The following is a 13,700-nucleotide window of genomic DNA, read 5'->3' as shown; positions in this document are numbered from 1 at the left end:
CACCACAATACAACAGAAAGAAGAGGGCAGCAGCATGCGCGCCATAGTATTCAACGAATGGAAGCAGTTTCCCGAGCTTCAGGAAGTAGCCCGGCCCGTTCCGGGGCCCGGCGAGGTCCTGCTCAAGGTGGCCGGCGCCGGTGCCTGCCACTCGGATGTGAGCATCTTCGAGGATTTCACGGCCGAAGTGCCCGGAAACATGTCAAAAGGCTTCATCCTCGGCCACGAAAACTCCGGGTGGGTTGAAGAGGTCGGGCCCGGCGTCGACGGCATCAACCTCGGCGACGCCTACCTGGTGTACGGGCCCATCGGCTGCGGGCACTGCAAGGCATGCTCCCGCGGCCAGGACACCTACTGCGAGAATGCGGCGACCAACCCCTACTTGGGCATCGGGCTGGGACGCGACGGCGGAATGGCCGAATACGTCACCGTCCCGGTCCGCAACCTCATCCCTCTCGGTGCCGCGGATCCGATCGCCGCGGCACCACTGGCCGACGCCGCACTGACGCCGTACCACGCCATCAAGACTGCCCTTCCGCACCTGAACGGCGGAGGCCGCTTTGCGCTGGTGGTGGGACTCGGCGGGCTGGGGCAGATCGCAGTCCAGATCCTCACGGCACTCACGGGCGCCACCATCATTGCCACCGACATGAAGCCGGAGGCCATGGCCAAAGCTGAAGCGGCTGGGGCCGTCACTGTGCCCGGCGGCCCGGACCAGGTAGCCAGAATCCGTGAGCTTACCGGCGGCCGCGGCGTGGACGCGGCCTTCGACTTCGTGGGCGTCACCCCCACGATCGCCACCGCCACCGGGTCCATGGCCCAGGGCGGGCGGCTGACCGTGGTGGGCATCGCCGGCGGAGTCCACGAATGGACGTTCTTCAACACGCCCTACGAATCCACCATCACGAACACCTACTGGGGCACCATCGAGGAGCTCCACGAGGTGGTGGACATGTACCGGGCGGGCCAGATCGTGCCGGAGATCGAGACCTTTTCCCTTGACGACGGCCTGGACGCCTACCGTCGGCTGGCGGAGGGGAAACTGAGCGCCCGTGCGGTGGTTGTTCCGCACCAAGGATGACCACCCGGGGCCGGTCCCGGGCAGCCGGCAAGGCCCGCCGGACGGGACCGGCCGCCCGGCGGCAACCGTTGCAGAAGGTGTGAATTGCCTGTGGAGTTGCTGTGCGATCTGTCGCATTGGCCCCGCCGGCACTACAGTATCCTCACTGAATGCCTACGATGGGACACGGACAAACGACAATTAGGTGGCGGCCGGCGACATAGCCGCCGCCAGATTCCAGGCAGGAGGCGGCACCCATGCAACACAACGTGCCGCTGCGCGGGCACCCGGCCAGGCTCGTTGCTGCCGGCACATTCGGCGTCCTGCTGGCCGTTACGTCAGGCAGCGCGGCGCAAACCCAGCCACCGGCCACGGGGGAGGCCCCGGTCCGGGTGGTAGTGGTGGGGGACTCCCTTAGCACCGGCCACGGCACCTCGCCGCAGGAAGCCTGGCCGGCCCTGATGCGCAACGACCCCGTAGGCGCCGGCCTGGAAGTGGTCAACGCAGCAGAAGACGGCAGCGGATACGTCAGCCCCGGCGATTTTGACGGAACGTTTGGCACCCAGGTTGAAGACCTGGTCAACTCAAATACCGGCATTGTGGTGTTCTTCGGCTCGGAAAACGACCTCGGCTACGCGTCCGATGAAGTTGGCGACGCCGCGCTGGCTGCGATGGACCGGGCCGAGACGCTCGCCCCGGAAGCCAAAATCATTGTGGTGGGACCGCCGTCGTACTCTTCGGACCCGGACCCCGGGCTCCTGGAGATCAGCAGCCAGCTCAAAGCCGCCACGGCCCGGGCCGGTGGTGAATTCGTGGACCCCATCGCCGAGGGCTGGATCAGCGGCGACTTCAACGACTTGATCGGCCCCGACGGCGACCACCCCACCGTGGCCGGCCAGCACTACCTCCTGGAACACATCGGCGCCTACCTTGAGCAGGCGGCGCCGGCTGCCGCGGCGGCCGTGCAAGGACGCCCCGAACCCCAGTGATATGCCGCTCCTGCCGGCGGGCGCCTTGCCGGCCCAGGAATCTGGAGGAATCTATCGATTACCTTCAGGGTGGGGATTACGGTAGAGGGGTGACTGACCGCCCCGAAATCTACACCGTTGGTGAACTCCGAGCAGCGGGCCATGTCCTCAAGGACCTGAGGCACGAAATCCGCGACAATCTCCTCGCCGCCCTGGCATCAGGACGTGACCCGTGGCCTGGCCTCTACGGGTTCAGCCGGACCGTCCTGCCCCAGCTCGAACGTGCCCTGATCGCCGGCCACGACCTGGTCCTGCTGGGAGAACGCGGACAGGGCAAAACGCGCCTGCTCCGCACCTTGGCCGGGCTGCTGGACGAATGGTCTCCGGTGATTGAGGACTCGGAACTGAACGAACATCCCTACCAGCCGATCACCGAACAGTCCATGGCCCGCGTCCGCGCCGAGGGGGACCGGTTGAGGATCGGCTGGCGGCACCGGTCCGAACGGTACGTCGAGAAGCTCGCGACGCCGGACACGTCCGTGGCGGACCTCGTCGGCGACGTTGATCCCATGCGCGTGGCCGAGGGCCGAAGGCTCGGGGATCCGGAAACCATCCACTACGGGCTTATTCCGCGCTCCAACCGCGGCATTATCGCCATCAACGAGCTTCCCGGACCTGGCCGAACGCATCCAGGTGTCCATGCTGAACGTGATGGAGGAACGTGACATCCAGATCCGCGGGTACGTACTGCGGCTGCCCCTGGACGTGCTTGTTGTGGCCTCCGCCAACCCCGAGGACTACACCAACCGCGGCCGGATCATCACCCCGCTGAAGGACCGCTTCGGTGCCGAGATCCGGACCCACTACCCGATCGAACTCGAGGACGAGGTCTCCGTCATCCGGCAGGAGGGCCGGCTGGTGGCTGACGTCCCGCCCTTCATCCTGGAGATCCTTGCCCGTTACACCCGGGCGCTGCGCGAGTCCCCGGCCATCAACCAGACCTCCGGAGTTTCGGCCAGGTTCGCGATCGCCGGTGCCGAAACCGTGGCCGCGGCGGCGCTCCGCCGGGCCCGGCTCCGAGGGGAGGACCACGCCGTGGCCCGGATCATCGACCTCGAACCGGCCGTGGAAGTCCTGACCGGCAAGATCGAGTTCGAATCGGGTGAGGAAGGCCGCGAACAGGGCATCCTCGACCACCTCCTCCGCACCGCCACCGCAGAGGCCGTCAGGGCCCACTTCCAAGGCCTCGACATGGGACCGCTTGTATCGGCCCTGGACGGCCACCGGACCGTCACCACCGGTGAGCAAGTCACGGCACAGGAGTTCCTCGGCAACCTCCCGTCCCTGAATGGCTCCGGCCTCTACGACGAAATCGGCCGCCGCCTGGGTGCGACGAACGACGGACAGCGGGCTGCCGCCGTCGAACTGGCCTTGGAAGGGCTCTACCTGGGCCGGCGGATCTCCAAGGAGTCCGGCGACGAGGAAACCATCTACGGCTAAGCACGGGAGGCAGCATGGCCATCCACAAACGGTCCGCCAGGTACGGCCGGTACACCGGCGGCCCGGACCCGCTGGCTCCGCCGGTGGACCTGGCGGAAGTCCTCGACGCCGTCGCCGAGGACGTGATGGCAGGCTATTCGCCGCGGCATGCCCTGCAGGAGTTCCTGCGGCGCGGTGGACGGAACCGCGAAGGCCTGGACGACCTTGCCCGCCGCGTGCAGGAGCGGCGGCGGGACCTGCTCAGCAGGCACCGGCTGGACGGCACGCTGGAGGAAGTCAAAAGGCTCCTGGATACCGCCGTGCTGGAGGAACGCAAGCAGTTGGCCCGGGACGCCATGATGGACAACACCGAACGCGATTTCCGGGAGATGCAGCTGCAGAACCTGCCGGCCTCGACCGCCGCAGCGGTCAACGAGCTCGCCTCCTACGACTGGCAATCCGGAACCGCCAAGGAAGCCTACGACCGGATCAAGGACCTGCTGGGCCGGGAGGTCCTGGAACAGCGGTTCGTCGGGATGAAACAGGCGCTGGAGAACGCCACCGATGAGGACCGCGAGGCCGTCAATGCCATGCTCCGGGACCTCAACGGGCTGCTGGCAAAGCACCGCCGCGGCGAAGACACCGAGGCCGATTTCCAGGAGTTCATGGCCAAGCACGGCCAGTTCTTCCCCGAGGACCCGCAATCAGTGGAAGAACTCGTGGATGCCCTGGCGCAACGTGCCGCCGCCGCCCAGCGGCTCCTGCAGTCCATGTCCGCCGAACAGCGCGCCGAACTGATGCAATTGTCCGCCCAGGCATTCGGCTCGCCGGAACTGATGGCCCAGCTCAGCGAGCTCGACGCCTCCTTGCAGGCACTGCGTCCAGGGGAGGACTGGAGCGGCTCGGAACGGTTCGAGGGGCAGGAAGGACTCGGCCTGGGCGACGGAACCGGCGTCCTGCAGGACATCGCGGAACTGGACGAGCTCTCCGAGCAGCTGTCCCAGTCCTACAACGGATCCCGGCTTGATGACCTTGACCTCGACGCGCTGGCCCGGCAACTTGGTGAGGGTGCGGCCGTCAGCGCCCGCACGCTTGCCGAAATCGAGCGGGCTATGCAGGAGGGCGGCTACCTGCGCCGCGGCGCCGACGGCGACCTCCGGCTCTCGCCGCAGGCCATGCGCCGGCTCGGCAGGTCGCTGCTGCGCGACACCGCCAAACAGCTGTCCGGGCGGCAGGGAAACAGGGATACCCGGACGGCAGGGGCCGCCGGTGAACAGTCCGGCTCCAGCCGCCAGTGGGAGTTCGGCGACGCCGAGCCCTGGGACGTGACGCGCACCTTGACCAACGCCATCCGCCGCACCATGGCCGACGGCGGCGATCCGGCCCGCGGACTGCGCCTCGCCGTCGGGGACATCGAGGTAACCGAAACCGAGGCCCGGACCCAGGCCGCCGTCGCGTTGCTGGTGGACGTCTCCTTTTCCATGGCCGCGGAGGGGCGGTGGGTCCCGATGAAGCGCACGGCGCTGGCCCTGCACCACTTGGTGTCCACCCGGTTCCGCGGTGACCGGCTGCAGCTGGTGACCTTCGGCCGCTACGCCCAGTCCATGGACATCGCGGAACTGACGGCCCTGCCGGCCCTGCGGGAACAGGGCACCAACCTCCACCACGGGCTGCTGCTGGCCGGCCGCTTCTTCCGCCGCCACCCCTCAATGCAGCCGGTGCTCCTGGTGGTGACGGACGGGGAACCGACCGCCCACCTGTTGCCGGACGGAGACTCCTGGTTCAACTGGCCGCCGGACGCGGAAACCATCCGGGCCACCGTTGCAGAGCTGGACCGGTTGGGAAGGGCGGGGACGCAGACCACGTTCTTCCGGCTTGGGAACGATCCCGGGCTGGAGCGCTTCATCCAGCGCCTGGCACGCCGGGTGGACGGCCGCGTGGTGGCTCCTGACGTCGGTGACCTGGGCGCGGCCGTGGTGGGGGAATACCTCCGGGCGCACGTACGCAGCGCCTACGCCGACGGCGACTGGTTCTGACCGGGCCGGGCGCTCCGCAGCGTCCCGGCCCGGGATGCGGCTTCCGTCCGTCCGGCTCAGGCTGCTGCTTCGATGCCGGCCGCTTCCCTCCTGGCGGCTTCGGCAGCCTTGAGGCGCTCCCGCTGGGGGACCACCACATACTTGGGGTCGCGCGTCGACGCTTTTCCGGCCTCGAAGACACCGAACCGCAGCAAGGCCGACCCCGCAGCCACGGCGAGGCCACCCACGACGCTGACAGTGCGCGACCCGTGACCGCCTACGGCCAGCCCCACGGCGCCGCCGATGCTGAAGGCCTTGGACAGGCGCATCAACGTACCGCTCCGGCCCTCCCGCAGTGTCTCCGTGCTCAGGTGGCCGCTGCGTTCCATCCGCAGGCTCGCCACCGTTTCCAGCAGCGCACCCCCCACTGCCATGCGCCGCGCAGGACCGGCCTCCGGGACGGGCGCCAGGGCGGCCGCGATGCCGCCGCCTGCAGCTGCGGCCGAACCGGCAAACACGAACGGCAGGATTTCGTGGGCGTCATGCCAGGTGGGAACCGCGGTGTCAGCCAGCAGCACCGCCGTGTACGTGGCCACCGCGGAACCGCTGACAGCTGCGCCGAGGCCGCAGGCCCGCCCGGCCGCCGGGAACAGTCCCGTGATGTTGGCGGCCGCACTCGCACCGGCGAGCGGGCCGTACACGGAAAGGATCCACGAACCCATGCTCATGGGCGAGGTGGGTTTGGCCACCCGCAACATGTTGAGGAACCGTTCCGGCCGGCCCAGGTCGTGCACCAGCGCCGCTGCGGACACCGAGATCGCGGTCAGCGCCGTGAGCTTGGCCCCGCGTTCCAGTGCGGGCCGCCCGGTGTACTGCGCGCCGGCCGCCAGCATGGAGGAGGCCGCAGCCACGCCGCCGGCAAAAATGTACCCCGCGATGTCCGCCGCCTCCCATGTGGGTTCCTTGAGGATGGGCCGGCCATAGTATGAGGTGAATTCCTCACGCTCGCGGCGGCGGCTCACTTCCGGGCTCCCCAGAAGACGACGGCGGCCCCCGCCAGGAGCCCGGCCGCAGCACCCGCGGCCCGCCGCCACATGGCAGGCAGGTCCCGGGTGGTCACCACCGGGTCCGGCGGCAGCCCGTAGGTTTCGGGTTCATCCAGCAGCAGGAAGAGGGCCCCGTCACCGCCCACCCCGCCGTCGGGGTCCCTGCCGTACAGCCTGGCCTCGTCCACACCCCGCTCGTGGAGCTCCGCGACCCGGGCGTCGGCCCGTTCCCGGAGCTCATCAAGCTCGCCGTACTGGATGGACTGGGTGGGGCACGCCTTGGCGCAGGCCGGCTCTTCGCCGACACCCAGGCGGTCGTAGCACATGGTGCACTTGAAGACGCGGCCGTCGTCGGGCCGCTGGTCGATCACGCCGTACGGGCACGCCGAAACGCAGTACCCACAGCCGTTGCAAATGTCCTGCTGGACCACCACCGTGCCATGCTCGGTACGAAACAACGCACCGGTGGGGCACACATCCAGGCAGGCGGCGTTGGTGCAATGCTTGCAGACGTCCGAGGACATCAGCCACTTGATGCCCTCGGTCCCGCCAGCCGCCGGAGCCGGAACCTTCTTCTCGATGAAGGCCACGTGCCGCCAGGTGTCCGCGCTGAGCCGGGAAGTGTTGTCAAAGGACTCACCGGTGAGCTGCAACGGCCTTTCCGCCGGCAGCGAGTTCCACTCCTTGCAGGCCACCTCACAGGCCTTGCAGCCGATACAGAGGCTGGTGTCCGTGAAGAAGCCCTTGCGTGCTTCACCGGGTGCTCCGATGGCGGGCATTCCCAACTGGGTGACGCTCATGCCTTGATTCCTTCCTGGCCGGTGTGCTCATCGATGCCTGCCCGCTGACGGTATTCCGCTACCACGGACGGCAAGGCCGGTCCTTGCGGCCTCCGCCCGGGACGGATGTCAACCGTCAATGCCTTGACTTCCTGGATGTGGACGTTCGGGTCCATGGCGATGGATGAGAGCTCGTTCATCGCATCGCCGCGGCTGAGCCCGTTGGGGCCCCAGTGGTAAGGCATCCCGATCTGGTGCACGGTCCGCCCCTGCACGGTGAGCGGTTTCATCCGGCCGGTCACCAGGACCCTGGCCTCGATGGCTCCGCGGGCCGAGACCAAGGTGGCCCAGCCGTTGTTGGTCAATCCGCGCTCGGCCGCCAGTTCCGGCGACACTTCGCAGAACGACTCGGGCTGCAGCTCGGCAAGGTAGGGCAGCCAACGGGTCATGGCCCCGGCGGTGAAATGCTCCGTCAGCCGGTAGGTGGTCAGCACGAACGGATACACCTCCGCCCCCGGTTCTCGGCCACTGGGTTGGTACCGGTTGCCGTCATGTTTGAGGAGCTTCCGGACCGGGTTCCGGTTCTGCCCGTAGAGGGCATTGTCGAAGGGGGATTCCTGCGGCTCATAGTGTGTGGGGAGCGGCCCGTCGGTCAGGCCTGCGGGGGTGAAGAGCCAGCCCTTTCCGTCGGACTGCATGATGAACGGGTCGATGCCGGAAAGGGCGTCGGTGCCCGTGGCGTCCTCGCTTGGACGGTAGGAGGGTGGTTTGGTGGGCTCGCAGTCGGGGACGTCGTCGCCGGTCCATCTCCCGGCGTCCGCGTCCCACCAAATGAGCTTCTTCCGCTCGCTCCACGGCCGTCCCTCCGGATCGGCGGAGGCCCGGTTGTACAGTTCCCTCCGGTTGGCCGGCCAGGCCCAGCCCCACTCGCGGCTCGAAATACTCTGCTCGGTGTGGGGTTTCCGCCGGGCCGCCTGGTTGATGCCGTCGGCGCGGCAGCCACAGTAGATCCAGCACCCGCATGAGGTGGAGCCGTCGTCCTTGAGCTGGGTGTAGGCGGAGAGCGGGCTGCCGTCGGCGCCGCGGCCGTTGATCTCGGCGAAAACAGCGTCCGCGTCCGGTTCATCCTGGGTGCCGACGGTGGGGTAGTCCCACGTCAGGTCCAGGATGGGACGGTCGACGTCGTCGCTCGAGTCCGCGAGCAGTTTCCGGATGCGGTTGCCCAGGTGCCAGATGAACCAGAGGTCGCTGCGGCGCTCGGCGTCAGGCTCCACGGCCTGCTCGCGCCACTGGACCAGGCGGTTGGTGTTGGTGAAGCTGCCGGCCTTTTCCGTGTGGGCTGCGGCCGGGAAGAAGAAGACTTCAGTACCGATATCCTCCGTGCGCATTTGCCCGGTGGCGATTTCCGGTCCGTCCTTCCACCAGGTGGCGCTTTCGATCAGGGAGAAATCGCGGACCACGAGCCAGTCGAGGTTGGCCATCCCGGCGCGCTGCAGATGGGTGTTGGCGGATCCGACGGCGGGGTTCTCGCCCATGAGGAAATAGCCCTTGCAGATTCCTTCCAACTGCGCCATGACGGTGTCGTAGGTGCTGTGGCTGCCGGTGATCCGGGGAAGGTAGTCGAAGCAGTAGTCGTTGCTTGCCGTGGCCGCGTCCCCCCACCAGGCCTTGAGCAGGCTCACGGTGTAGGCGGACATGTTGGCCCAGAAGCCCTGTTTGGCGGAGTCTGCCTCGACGTATCCGGCCAGGTCCAGGTGCTGCTTGGCGTGCGGCATGGGCAGGTAGCCGGGCAGCAGGTCGAAGAGGGTGGGGATGTCGCTGGAGCCCTGGATGCTGGCGTGCCCGCGGAGGGCCATGATCCCGCCGCCGGGGCGGCCGATGTTGCCCAGCAGGAGCTGCAGGACCGACGCGGCCCGGATGTACTGGGTCCCCGTGGTGTGCTGCGTCCAGCCCACGGCGTAGGCGAAGGCCGTGGTCCTGTCCCGGCCCGAGTTGCTGGTGAGCGCCTCTGCCACCTCCTCGAACAAGGCCTGCGGCACCCCGCACACCTCTTCCACCAGCTCCGGGGTGTAGCGCGAGTAGTGCCGGCGCAGGACCTGGAACACGCAGCGGGGATCCTGCAAGCTCTCGTCGCGGTGCCACTTCCCGGTCACGCCGGGCCCGCCGGAACCATGGGACTGGGCGTGCGAGGATTCACCCAGCCTGCTGCCTTCCTGCTCGTCCGCGTCCCGTTCACCGGAGGACGCAGCCGCGAAGCCGCCCTCGTACTGCCAGCTTTCGGTTTCATAGGAGGAATCGTCCGGGTTGAATCCGGAGAAGAGGCCGTCAAGGTCTTCGGTGTCGCGAAAATCCTTGCTGAGGATGGTAGCGGCGTTGGTGTAGTTGACGACGTATTCGTGGAAGTACGCATCGTGGCCAATGACCCAGTTGATCAGGCCGCCCAGGAAGGCGATGTCCGTCCCGGCGCGGATTGGAACAAACGTATCGGCCATGGCGCTGGTGCGGGAGAACCGGGGATCCACGTGGATGATTTTGGCCCCGCGTTCCTTGGCTTCCATGACCCATTGGAATCCGACGGGGTGGGCTTCGGCGAAGTTCGATCCCTGGATCAGGATGCAGTCGGCGCGTTGGAGGTCCTGGAGATAGGTGGTGGAACCGCCACGTCCGAAGCTCGTGCCCAGCCCGGCCACCGTGGAGCTGTGGCAGACCCGGGCCTGGTTCTCCACCTGGACGATCCCCAGGGAGGTGAACAGCTTCTTGATGAGGTAGTTTTCTTCGTTGTCCAGGGTGGCGCCGCCCAAGCTGGCGATACCCATGCTGCGGCGGGTGCGGAGGCCCCCGGATTCCCATTCCCAGGTCTTCCGGCGGGTGTCCACCACGCGTTGGGCCACCATGTCCATGGCTGTTTCAAGGTCGAGCCGCTCCCAGTCGGTTCCGTGGGGCCGCCGGTACAAGACGTACTTTTCGCGGGAGTCCCCGGTGGTCAGCTGCAGCGAGGCAGAGCCTTTGGGACACAACCGGCCCCGGCTGATGGGGGAGTCCGGATTGCCCTCGATCTGGATGACGTTCCCGTCCTTGACGTAGACCCGCTGGGCGCATCCGACCGCACAGTAGGGGCACACCGAAGGGACCACGTGGTCTGCGGTGGCGATCCGGGGCGTGAGCTTCTCGGTGGCGGGTGATTTCACGGCATGATGCCTGCCCGTGGGGTCGTTCTCGAGCAGCTGGCGCAGCACTGGCCATTGCAGCGGATTCACCATGGGGCACCCCTTTGGTCGTCGAATCGACATGCTTGTGGCACGGGTCACATGCACGTGAGGAAAATGCTAACAGGGGCTTAGCATTTCTGCACCGGCTTGGGGAAGCGAAATCGCGCCCGCAGATGAGCGTAGGCACGCGCCGGCGTCGGTGCGATACTGCGTTCATGAAGATACCCGCCTGGTGGCCGCTGGTACGTGATGAAACACGGACGTGGCTCATTGAGCACAACGGTGAACCCTTGCCGCCGCTTGTCATCACGGACATCATGGCCGTCACCGGCGGCTCGACCGATCCTGAATGGTGGGCTGGCGAATCAGCTGACGGTCCCCAACTTACTGATGGGGCCGTGGATTGGATCGAGGCTGTCGCCAACGGCGAAGAGCCCACGACAGGCTGAACCTAGAGGGTGGGCAGCAGCAGCGCGGGTTCGGGCCGGTGAACGCCTCGTGGCCGGTAGCCGAGTGCTTCGGAGTGGCCCAGAAGATCGGCGAGGTACCAGATGATACTGAGCCACATTTCGGTCCCCTGCAGGCCGGGCGTATTGTCCCTGCTGTTTTCGGGCGACGCGCTGAAAGCCATTCCGGCGCCGGACTGCCACCGGGAGAGGGCCTGGTCGAGTTGCGCGGCGGCCCAGTCCCGGGCGTCCTGGCCGCGGTGCGTGGTTTGCTTGCGGGCCAGCCAGAGGGGATGGACGACGTCGAGCACGTTGCAGGCGTTTTGCCGGCCGGTGCTGAAATACCTCGGATCGGCGGCGTGTCCCAGGACGGTATCCACCAGCCTTTCGGGGTGCGGGACCGGAAGGCCGAACTGGGCGAAGGTTCCGCGTGTCAGGCGGTAGTACCCATTGACCACCTTGAGCCGGGTTTCGTCCTGCGGGGTGCCCCACGTACCGGACGATCGGTTGACGTGTGTCAGGAGCCAGCCGAACAGTGCGTCAAGGGATACGTGTTGTCCTGCCGGTTCCCTGGCCAGGTTCCAGTACTCGGCGGTTCCCCAGGCGTCCACCCAGGCTCCGGATTCCCAGGCTTCCGTCTGCCAGGGGAGCTGGGTCAGCCGGGCCGCCAGATCGTCCGGGCCGGTATCCGCGACCACATGGACGGGGTGCTTGAACTTCCTGCCCAGCAGGCCGAGCGCATACCCGGCAGCGAGGACGTAGTAGGTTTCCGGGCCGGATCCGAAGCGGAGGCCGGCGGAGTGGGTGAGGCCGTCCGGACCGTATTCGGGAACCAGTCCGGTCACAGGGTCCTGGAGTGACTCGAGGCGTCCGGCGTGTTCCTCGCGGCTGAGTTGGCCCGGGACGCCGTGCAGGAGGAGATCCGCGATTTCGATGGCGTCACAGTGTGCCCTGACGGTGGCCGGGCTCCCGGGGTGGTCCACGTAGCGGCCCCGCGGGCCGCCGCCGCTGCCTCCCGCCGCCGGGTCCCAGGACCGGGCCAGGATGGCCGGCGCGTCATCCCGCGCGGCGTCAGCGAACCGCGCCAGCCTCCCCCGGATGCCGTCCCCGGCACCCCTGGACGCCGGCCGGGCCCTGCGGTCACGGATCATCCGGGCTGGATTGCCGCCCACGACGGCCCACTCCGGGACGTCCTTGGTGACCACGGCGCCGGCTGCCAGGACCGCGTGGGAACCCACCGTGACGCCGTCGAGCACCACCACGTTGGAGCCAATCCAGACGTCGTCGCCCAGGACGATGCCCTTACTGGTGAGCGGTTGCCTGAACACGGGCTCGGATGGGTCCATCGAGTGATTGAAGCCGAGGATGGAGGTGTGGGCGCCGATGCGGACGCCATCGCCCATGCTGACCGATCCGCGCACCACGGTGAAGGCGTTGACGGTGCAGTTGTTCCCGATGTCCAGGGTTCCGGTGAGGTAGGCGTGGGCTGCCACCAGGGATTCGCTGCCCATCGCGAGGGTGTCCGGGTCCACCATGGCCAGGGCCGAGATGTAGGACTTCTCCCCAATGGTTACGCCCCCGCGGCCGGTGAGCAGGTGCTGGCGTTCGAGCTGGGCGTCCCGTTGTGCCTCTGATGCCGTTGCCCAGAAGGTCCAGGGGGAGTAGTCGAAGTTCAGGTCAGGGCTGGCGATCATGATGTCTCCATGGGAAGGATGGGGCCGGAATGGTGCGGCGGAGCGGCGTCGGCTCCGGACCGGGCGGGCCAGTGCCGCCGGAACCACCGCACGGTGGATCCGAGTGCCTCGTCCAGTGGCGGTGCTTCGGGGTGCCACGCCTTCTCCCACTCCAGGCAGACGGGACCAGCGTAGCCGGCGTCCCGGAGCAGTCCGGCAAAGGCGTCGACCGGGAGGGTGCCCGTGCCGACGAGGGCCGGAGTCCTGCTGGCGGGCAACCGGGCGTCCTTGACCTGGACGCTGCCCGCTCCGCCGGTGAGCCAGGGGTGCAGGGCCTGCCATGTTTCGTCGAGGGTCTCGCCCACCCGCCACGGATGCATGAGGTCCCAGACGGCGCCCGCAGGCCCATCGACCATGTCCAAGATCGCGGCAATGTCGCTGCCGCGGGGGTGTGAATCGTGCGTTTCAAGCGCCGGGTACGTTCCCAGATCCCGGGCCAGGCGTGCGACGGCGGTGAGCCGGCCGGCTGCAAGAGCGTTGGCTTCCTCCCTGGCTTGGATAGTGTCGGGAACCCGGTCGTATCCGCAGGGGTGGACGGGGGCTCCCGGGAACACCCGGACAGTCGGTGCGCCGAGATCATGGGCCAGGATCAGCGCCGCTTCGAGCGCTCCCACCACCAGTTCATCGGCAACCGGTTCCGCGACCCTGATGTAGCTGGCCACCCCGGTGACGGCCAGGCCGGCACCTTCGATTCTGGACCGGAGTTCGGAGCGTTCGCGCCGGGTCATGGCCGGGCCGGCGATTTCGCCGATGCCAAGCCGCAGCTCCACTCCCCGGGCGCCGTGCCCCGTCAGCCAGGACAGGACCGTGTCCAGGCTTTCGCCGGGCGCCCCCAGGGTTGACACCGTCAGTGTTGGCTGGAGCTCCTGTGGGTGGTGCATTGGTCTTCCTGGCTGGTCGCAACGCTAATAACGTTTCAACCCTGGCGCACCGGGCCCGCCGGGGTCAACGGCCGTCGGCCATTC

At 67.8% G+C, this 13,700-nt stretch carries 9 protein-coding genes and 1 pseudogene; 5 read left to right on the top strand and 5 right to left on the bottom strand.

What is annotated here, in order from left to right:
* Positions 1-34 precede the first annotated feature (34 nt).
* The 4 genes and pseudogenes from ACX5I6_RS15665 to ACX5I6_RS15650 all read left to right on the top strand — a co-directional run bounded on the left by ACX5I6_RS15665 (position 35) and on the right by ACX5I6_RS15650 (position 5,543).
* A complete protein-coding gene (locus ACX5I6_RS15665; protein ID WP_461841068.1) occupies positions 35-1,081 on the top strand; it encodes an NAD(P)-dependent alcohol dehydrogenase in 1,047 nt (348 codons plus the stop codon).
* A 236-nt stretch (positions 1,082-1,317) separates the two neighbouring features.
* Positions 1,318-2,049 carry an SGNH/GDSL hydrolase family protein gene (locus ACX5I6_RS15660; protein WP_461841067.1) on the top strand — a complete coding sequence of 244 codons (732 nt, stop codon included), beginning with the start codon at positions 1,318-1,320 and terminating at the stop codon, positions 2,047-2,049.
* A gap of 89 nt (positions 2,050-2,138) precedes the next feature.
* Positions 2,139-3,528 (top strand): annotated as a pseudogene (locus ACX5I6_RS15655) (sigma 54-interacting transcriptional regulator).
* Positions 3,529-3,542: 14 nt separating this feature from the next.
* Positions 3,543-5,543 (top strand): vWA domain-containing protein, encoded by a 2,001-nt coding sequence (locus tag ACX5I6_RS15650; RefSeq protein WP_461841066.1) that lies wholly within the window; start codon positions 3,543-3,545, stop codon positions 5,541-5,543.
* A 56-nt stretch (positions 5,544-5,599) separates the two neighbouring features.
* Here the strand turns inward: ACX5I6_RS15650 and nrfD are convergent, their stop codons facing one another.
* Genes nrfD through fdh form a run of 3 tightly spaced genes read right to left on the bottom strand, consistent with a single transcriptional unit; the run spans position 5,600 to position 10,607 of the window.
* Complete coding sequence (gene nrfD, locus ACX5I6_RS15645; RefSeq protein WP_461841065.1) at positions 5,600-6,544, bottom strand: NrfD/PsrC family molybdoenzyme membrane anchor subunit; 945 nt, start codon at positions 6,542-6,544, stop codon at positions 5,600-5,602.
* The gene (locus ACX5I6_RS15640) at positions 6,541-7,368 is read right to left on the bottom strand and encodes a 4Fe-4S dicluster domain-containing protein (RefSeq protein ID WP_461841064.1); all 828 of its coding nucleotides are present in this window, start codon (positions 7,366-7,368) and stop codon (positions 6,541-6,543) included. The genes nrfD and ACX5I6_RS15640 overlap by 4 nt, the downstream gene beginning before the upstream one ends.
* Entirely contained in the window at positions 7,365-10,607 is a 3,243-nt protein-coding gene (gene fdh / locus ACX5I6_RS15635) for a formate dehydrogenase (RefSeq protein ID WP_461841063.1), read from the bottom strand. Before fdh ends, ACX5I6_RS15640 begins: the two co-directional genes overlap by 4 nt.
* 164 nt (positions 10,608-10,771) lie before the next feature.
* Between fdh and ACX5I6_RS15630 the strand changes: the two genes are divergently transcribed.
* The gene (locus ACX5I6_RS15630) at positions 10,772-11,005 is read left to right on the top strand and encodes a hypothetical protein (RefSeq protein ID WP_285245986.1); all 234 of its coding nucleotides are present in this window, start codon (positions 10,772-10,774) and stop codon (positions 11,003-11,005) included.
* A 2-nt stretch (positions 11,006-11,007) separates the two neighbouring features.
* Here the strand turns inward: ACX5I6_RS15630 and ACX5I6_RS15625 are convergent, their stop codons facing one another.
* A complete protein-coding gene (locus ACX5I6_RS15625) occupies positions 11,008-12,696 on the bottom strand; it encodes an acyltransferase (protein WP_461841062.1) in 1,689 nt (562 codons plus the stop codon).
* Positions 12,693-13,616: a sugar phosphate isomerase/epimerase family protein gene (locus ACX5I6_RS15620; protein ID WP_461841061.1), complete on the bottom strand. Its 924-nt coding sequence runs from the start codon at positions 13,614-13,616 to the stop codon at positions 12,693-12,695. Before ACX5I6_RS15620 ends, ACX5I6_RS15625 begins: the two co-directional genes overlap by 4 nt.
* Positions 13,617-13,700: the final 84 nt, after the last annotated feature.

It is taken from the genome of Arthrobacter sp. MMS24-T111 (assembly GCF_054888995.1).
This window is presented reverse-complemented; position numbering and strand designations above follow the sequence as displayed.

Bases quoted from the DNA above. Each gene is read 5' to 3' on its own strand.
- ACX5I6_RS15665 (WP_461841068.1), top strand. From the start codon at position 35: ATGCGCGCCATAGTATTCAACGAATGGAAGCAGTTTCCCGAGCTTCAG.
- ACX5I6_RS15660 (WP_461841067.1), top strand. From the start codon at position 1,318: ATGCAACACAACGTGCCGCTGCGCGGGCACCCGGCCAGGCTCGTTGCT.
- ACX5I6_RS15650 (WP_461841066.1), top strand. From the start codon at position 3,543: ATGGCCATCCACAAACGGTCCGCCAGGTACGGCCGGTACACCGGCGGC.
- ACX5I6_RS15640 (WP_461841064.1), bottom strand. From the start codon at position 7,368: ATGAGCGTCACCCAGTTGGGAATGCCCGCCATCGGAGCACCCGGTGAA.
- fdh (WP_461841063.1), bottom strand. From the start codon at position 10,607: ATGGTGAATCCGCTGCAATGGCCAGTGCTGCGCCAGCTGCTCGAGAAC.
- ACX5I6_RS15630 (WP_285245986.1), top strand. From the start codon at position 10,772: ATGAAGATACCCGCCTGGTGGCCGCTGGTACGTGATGAAACACGGACG.
- ACX5I6_RS15625 (WP_461841062.1), bottom strand. From the start codon at position 12,696: ATGATCGCCAGCCCTGACCTGAACTTCGACTACTCCCCCTGGACCTTC.
- ACX5I6_RS15620 (WP_461841061.1), bottom strand. From the start codon at position 13,616: ATGCACCACCCACAGGAGCTCCAGCCAACACTGACGGTGTCAACCCTG.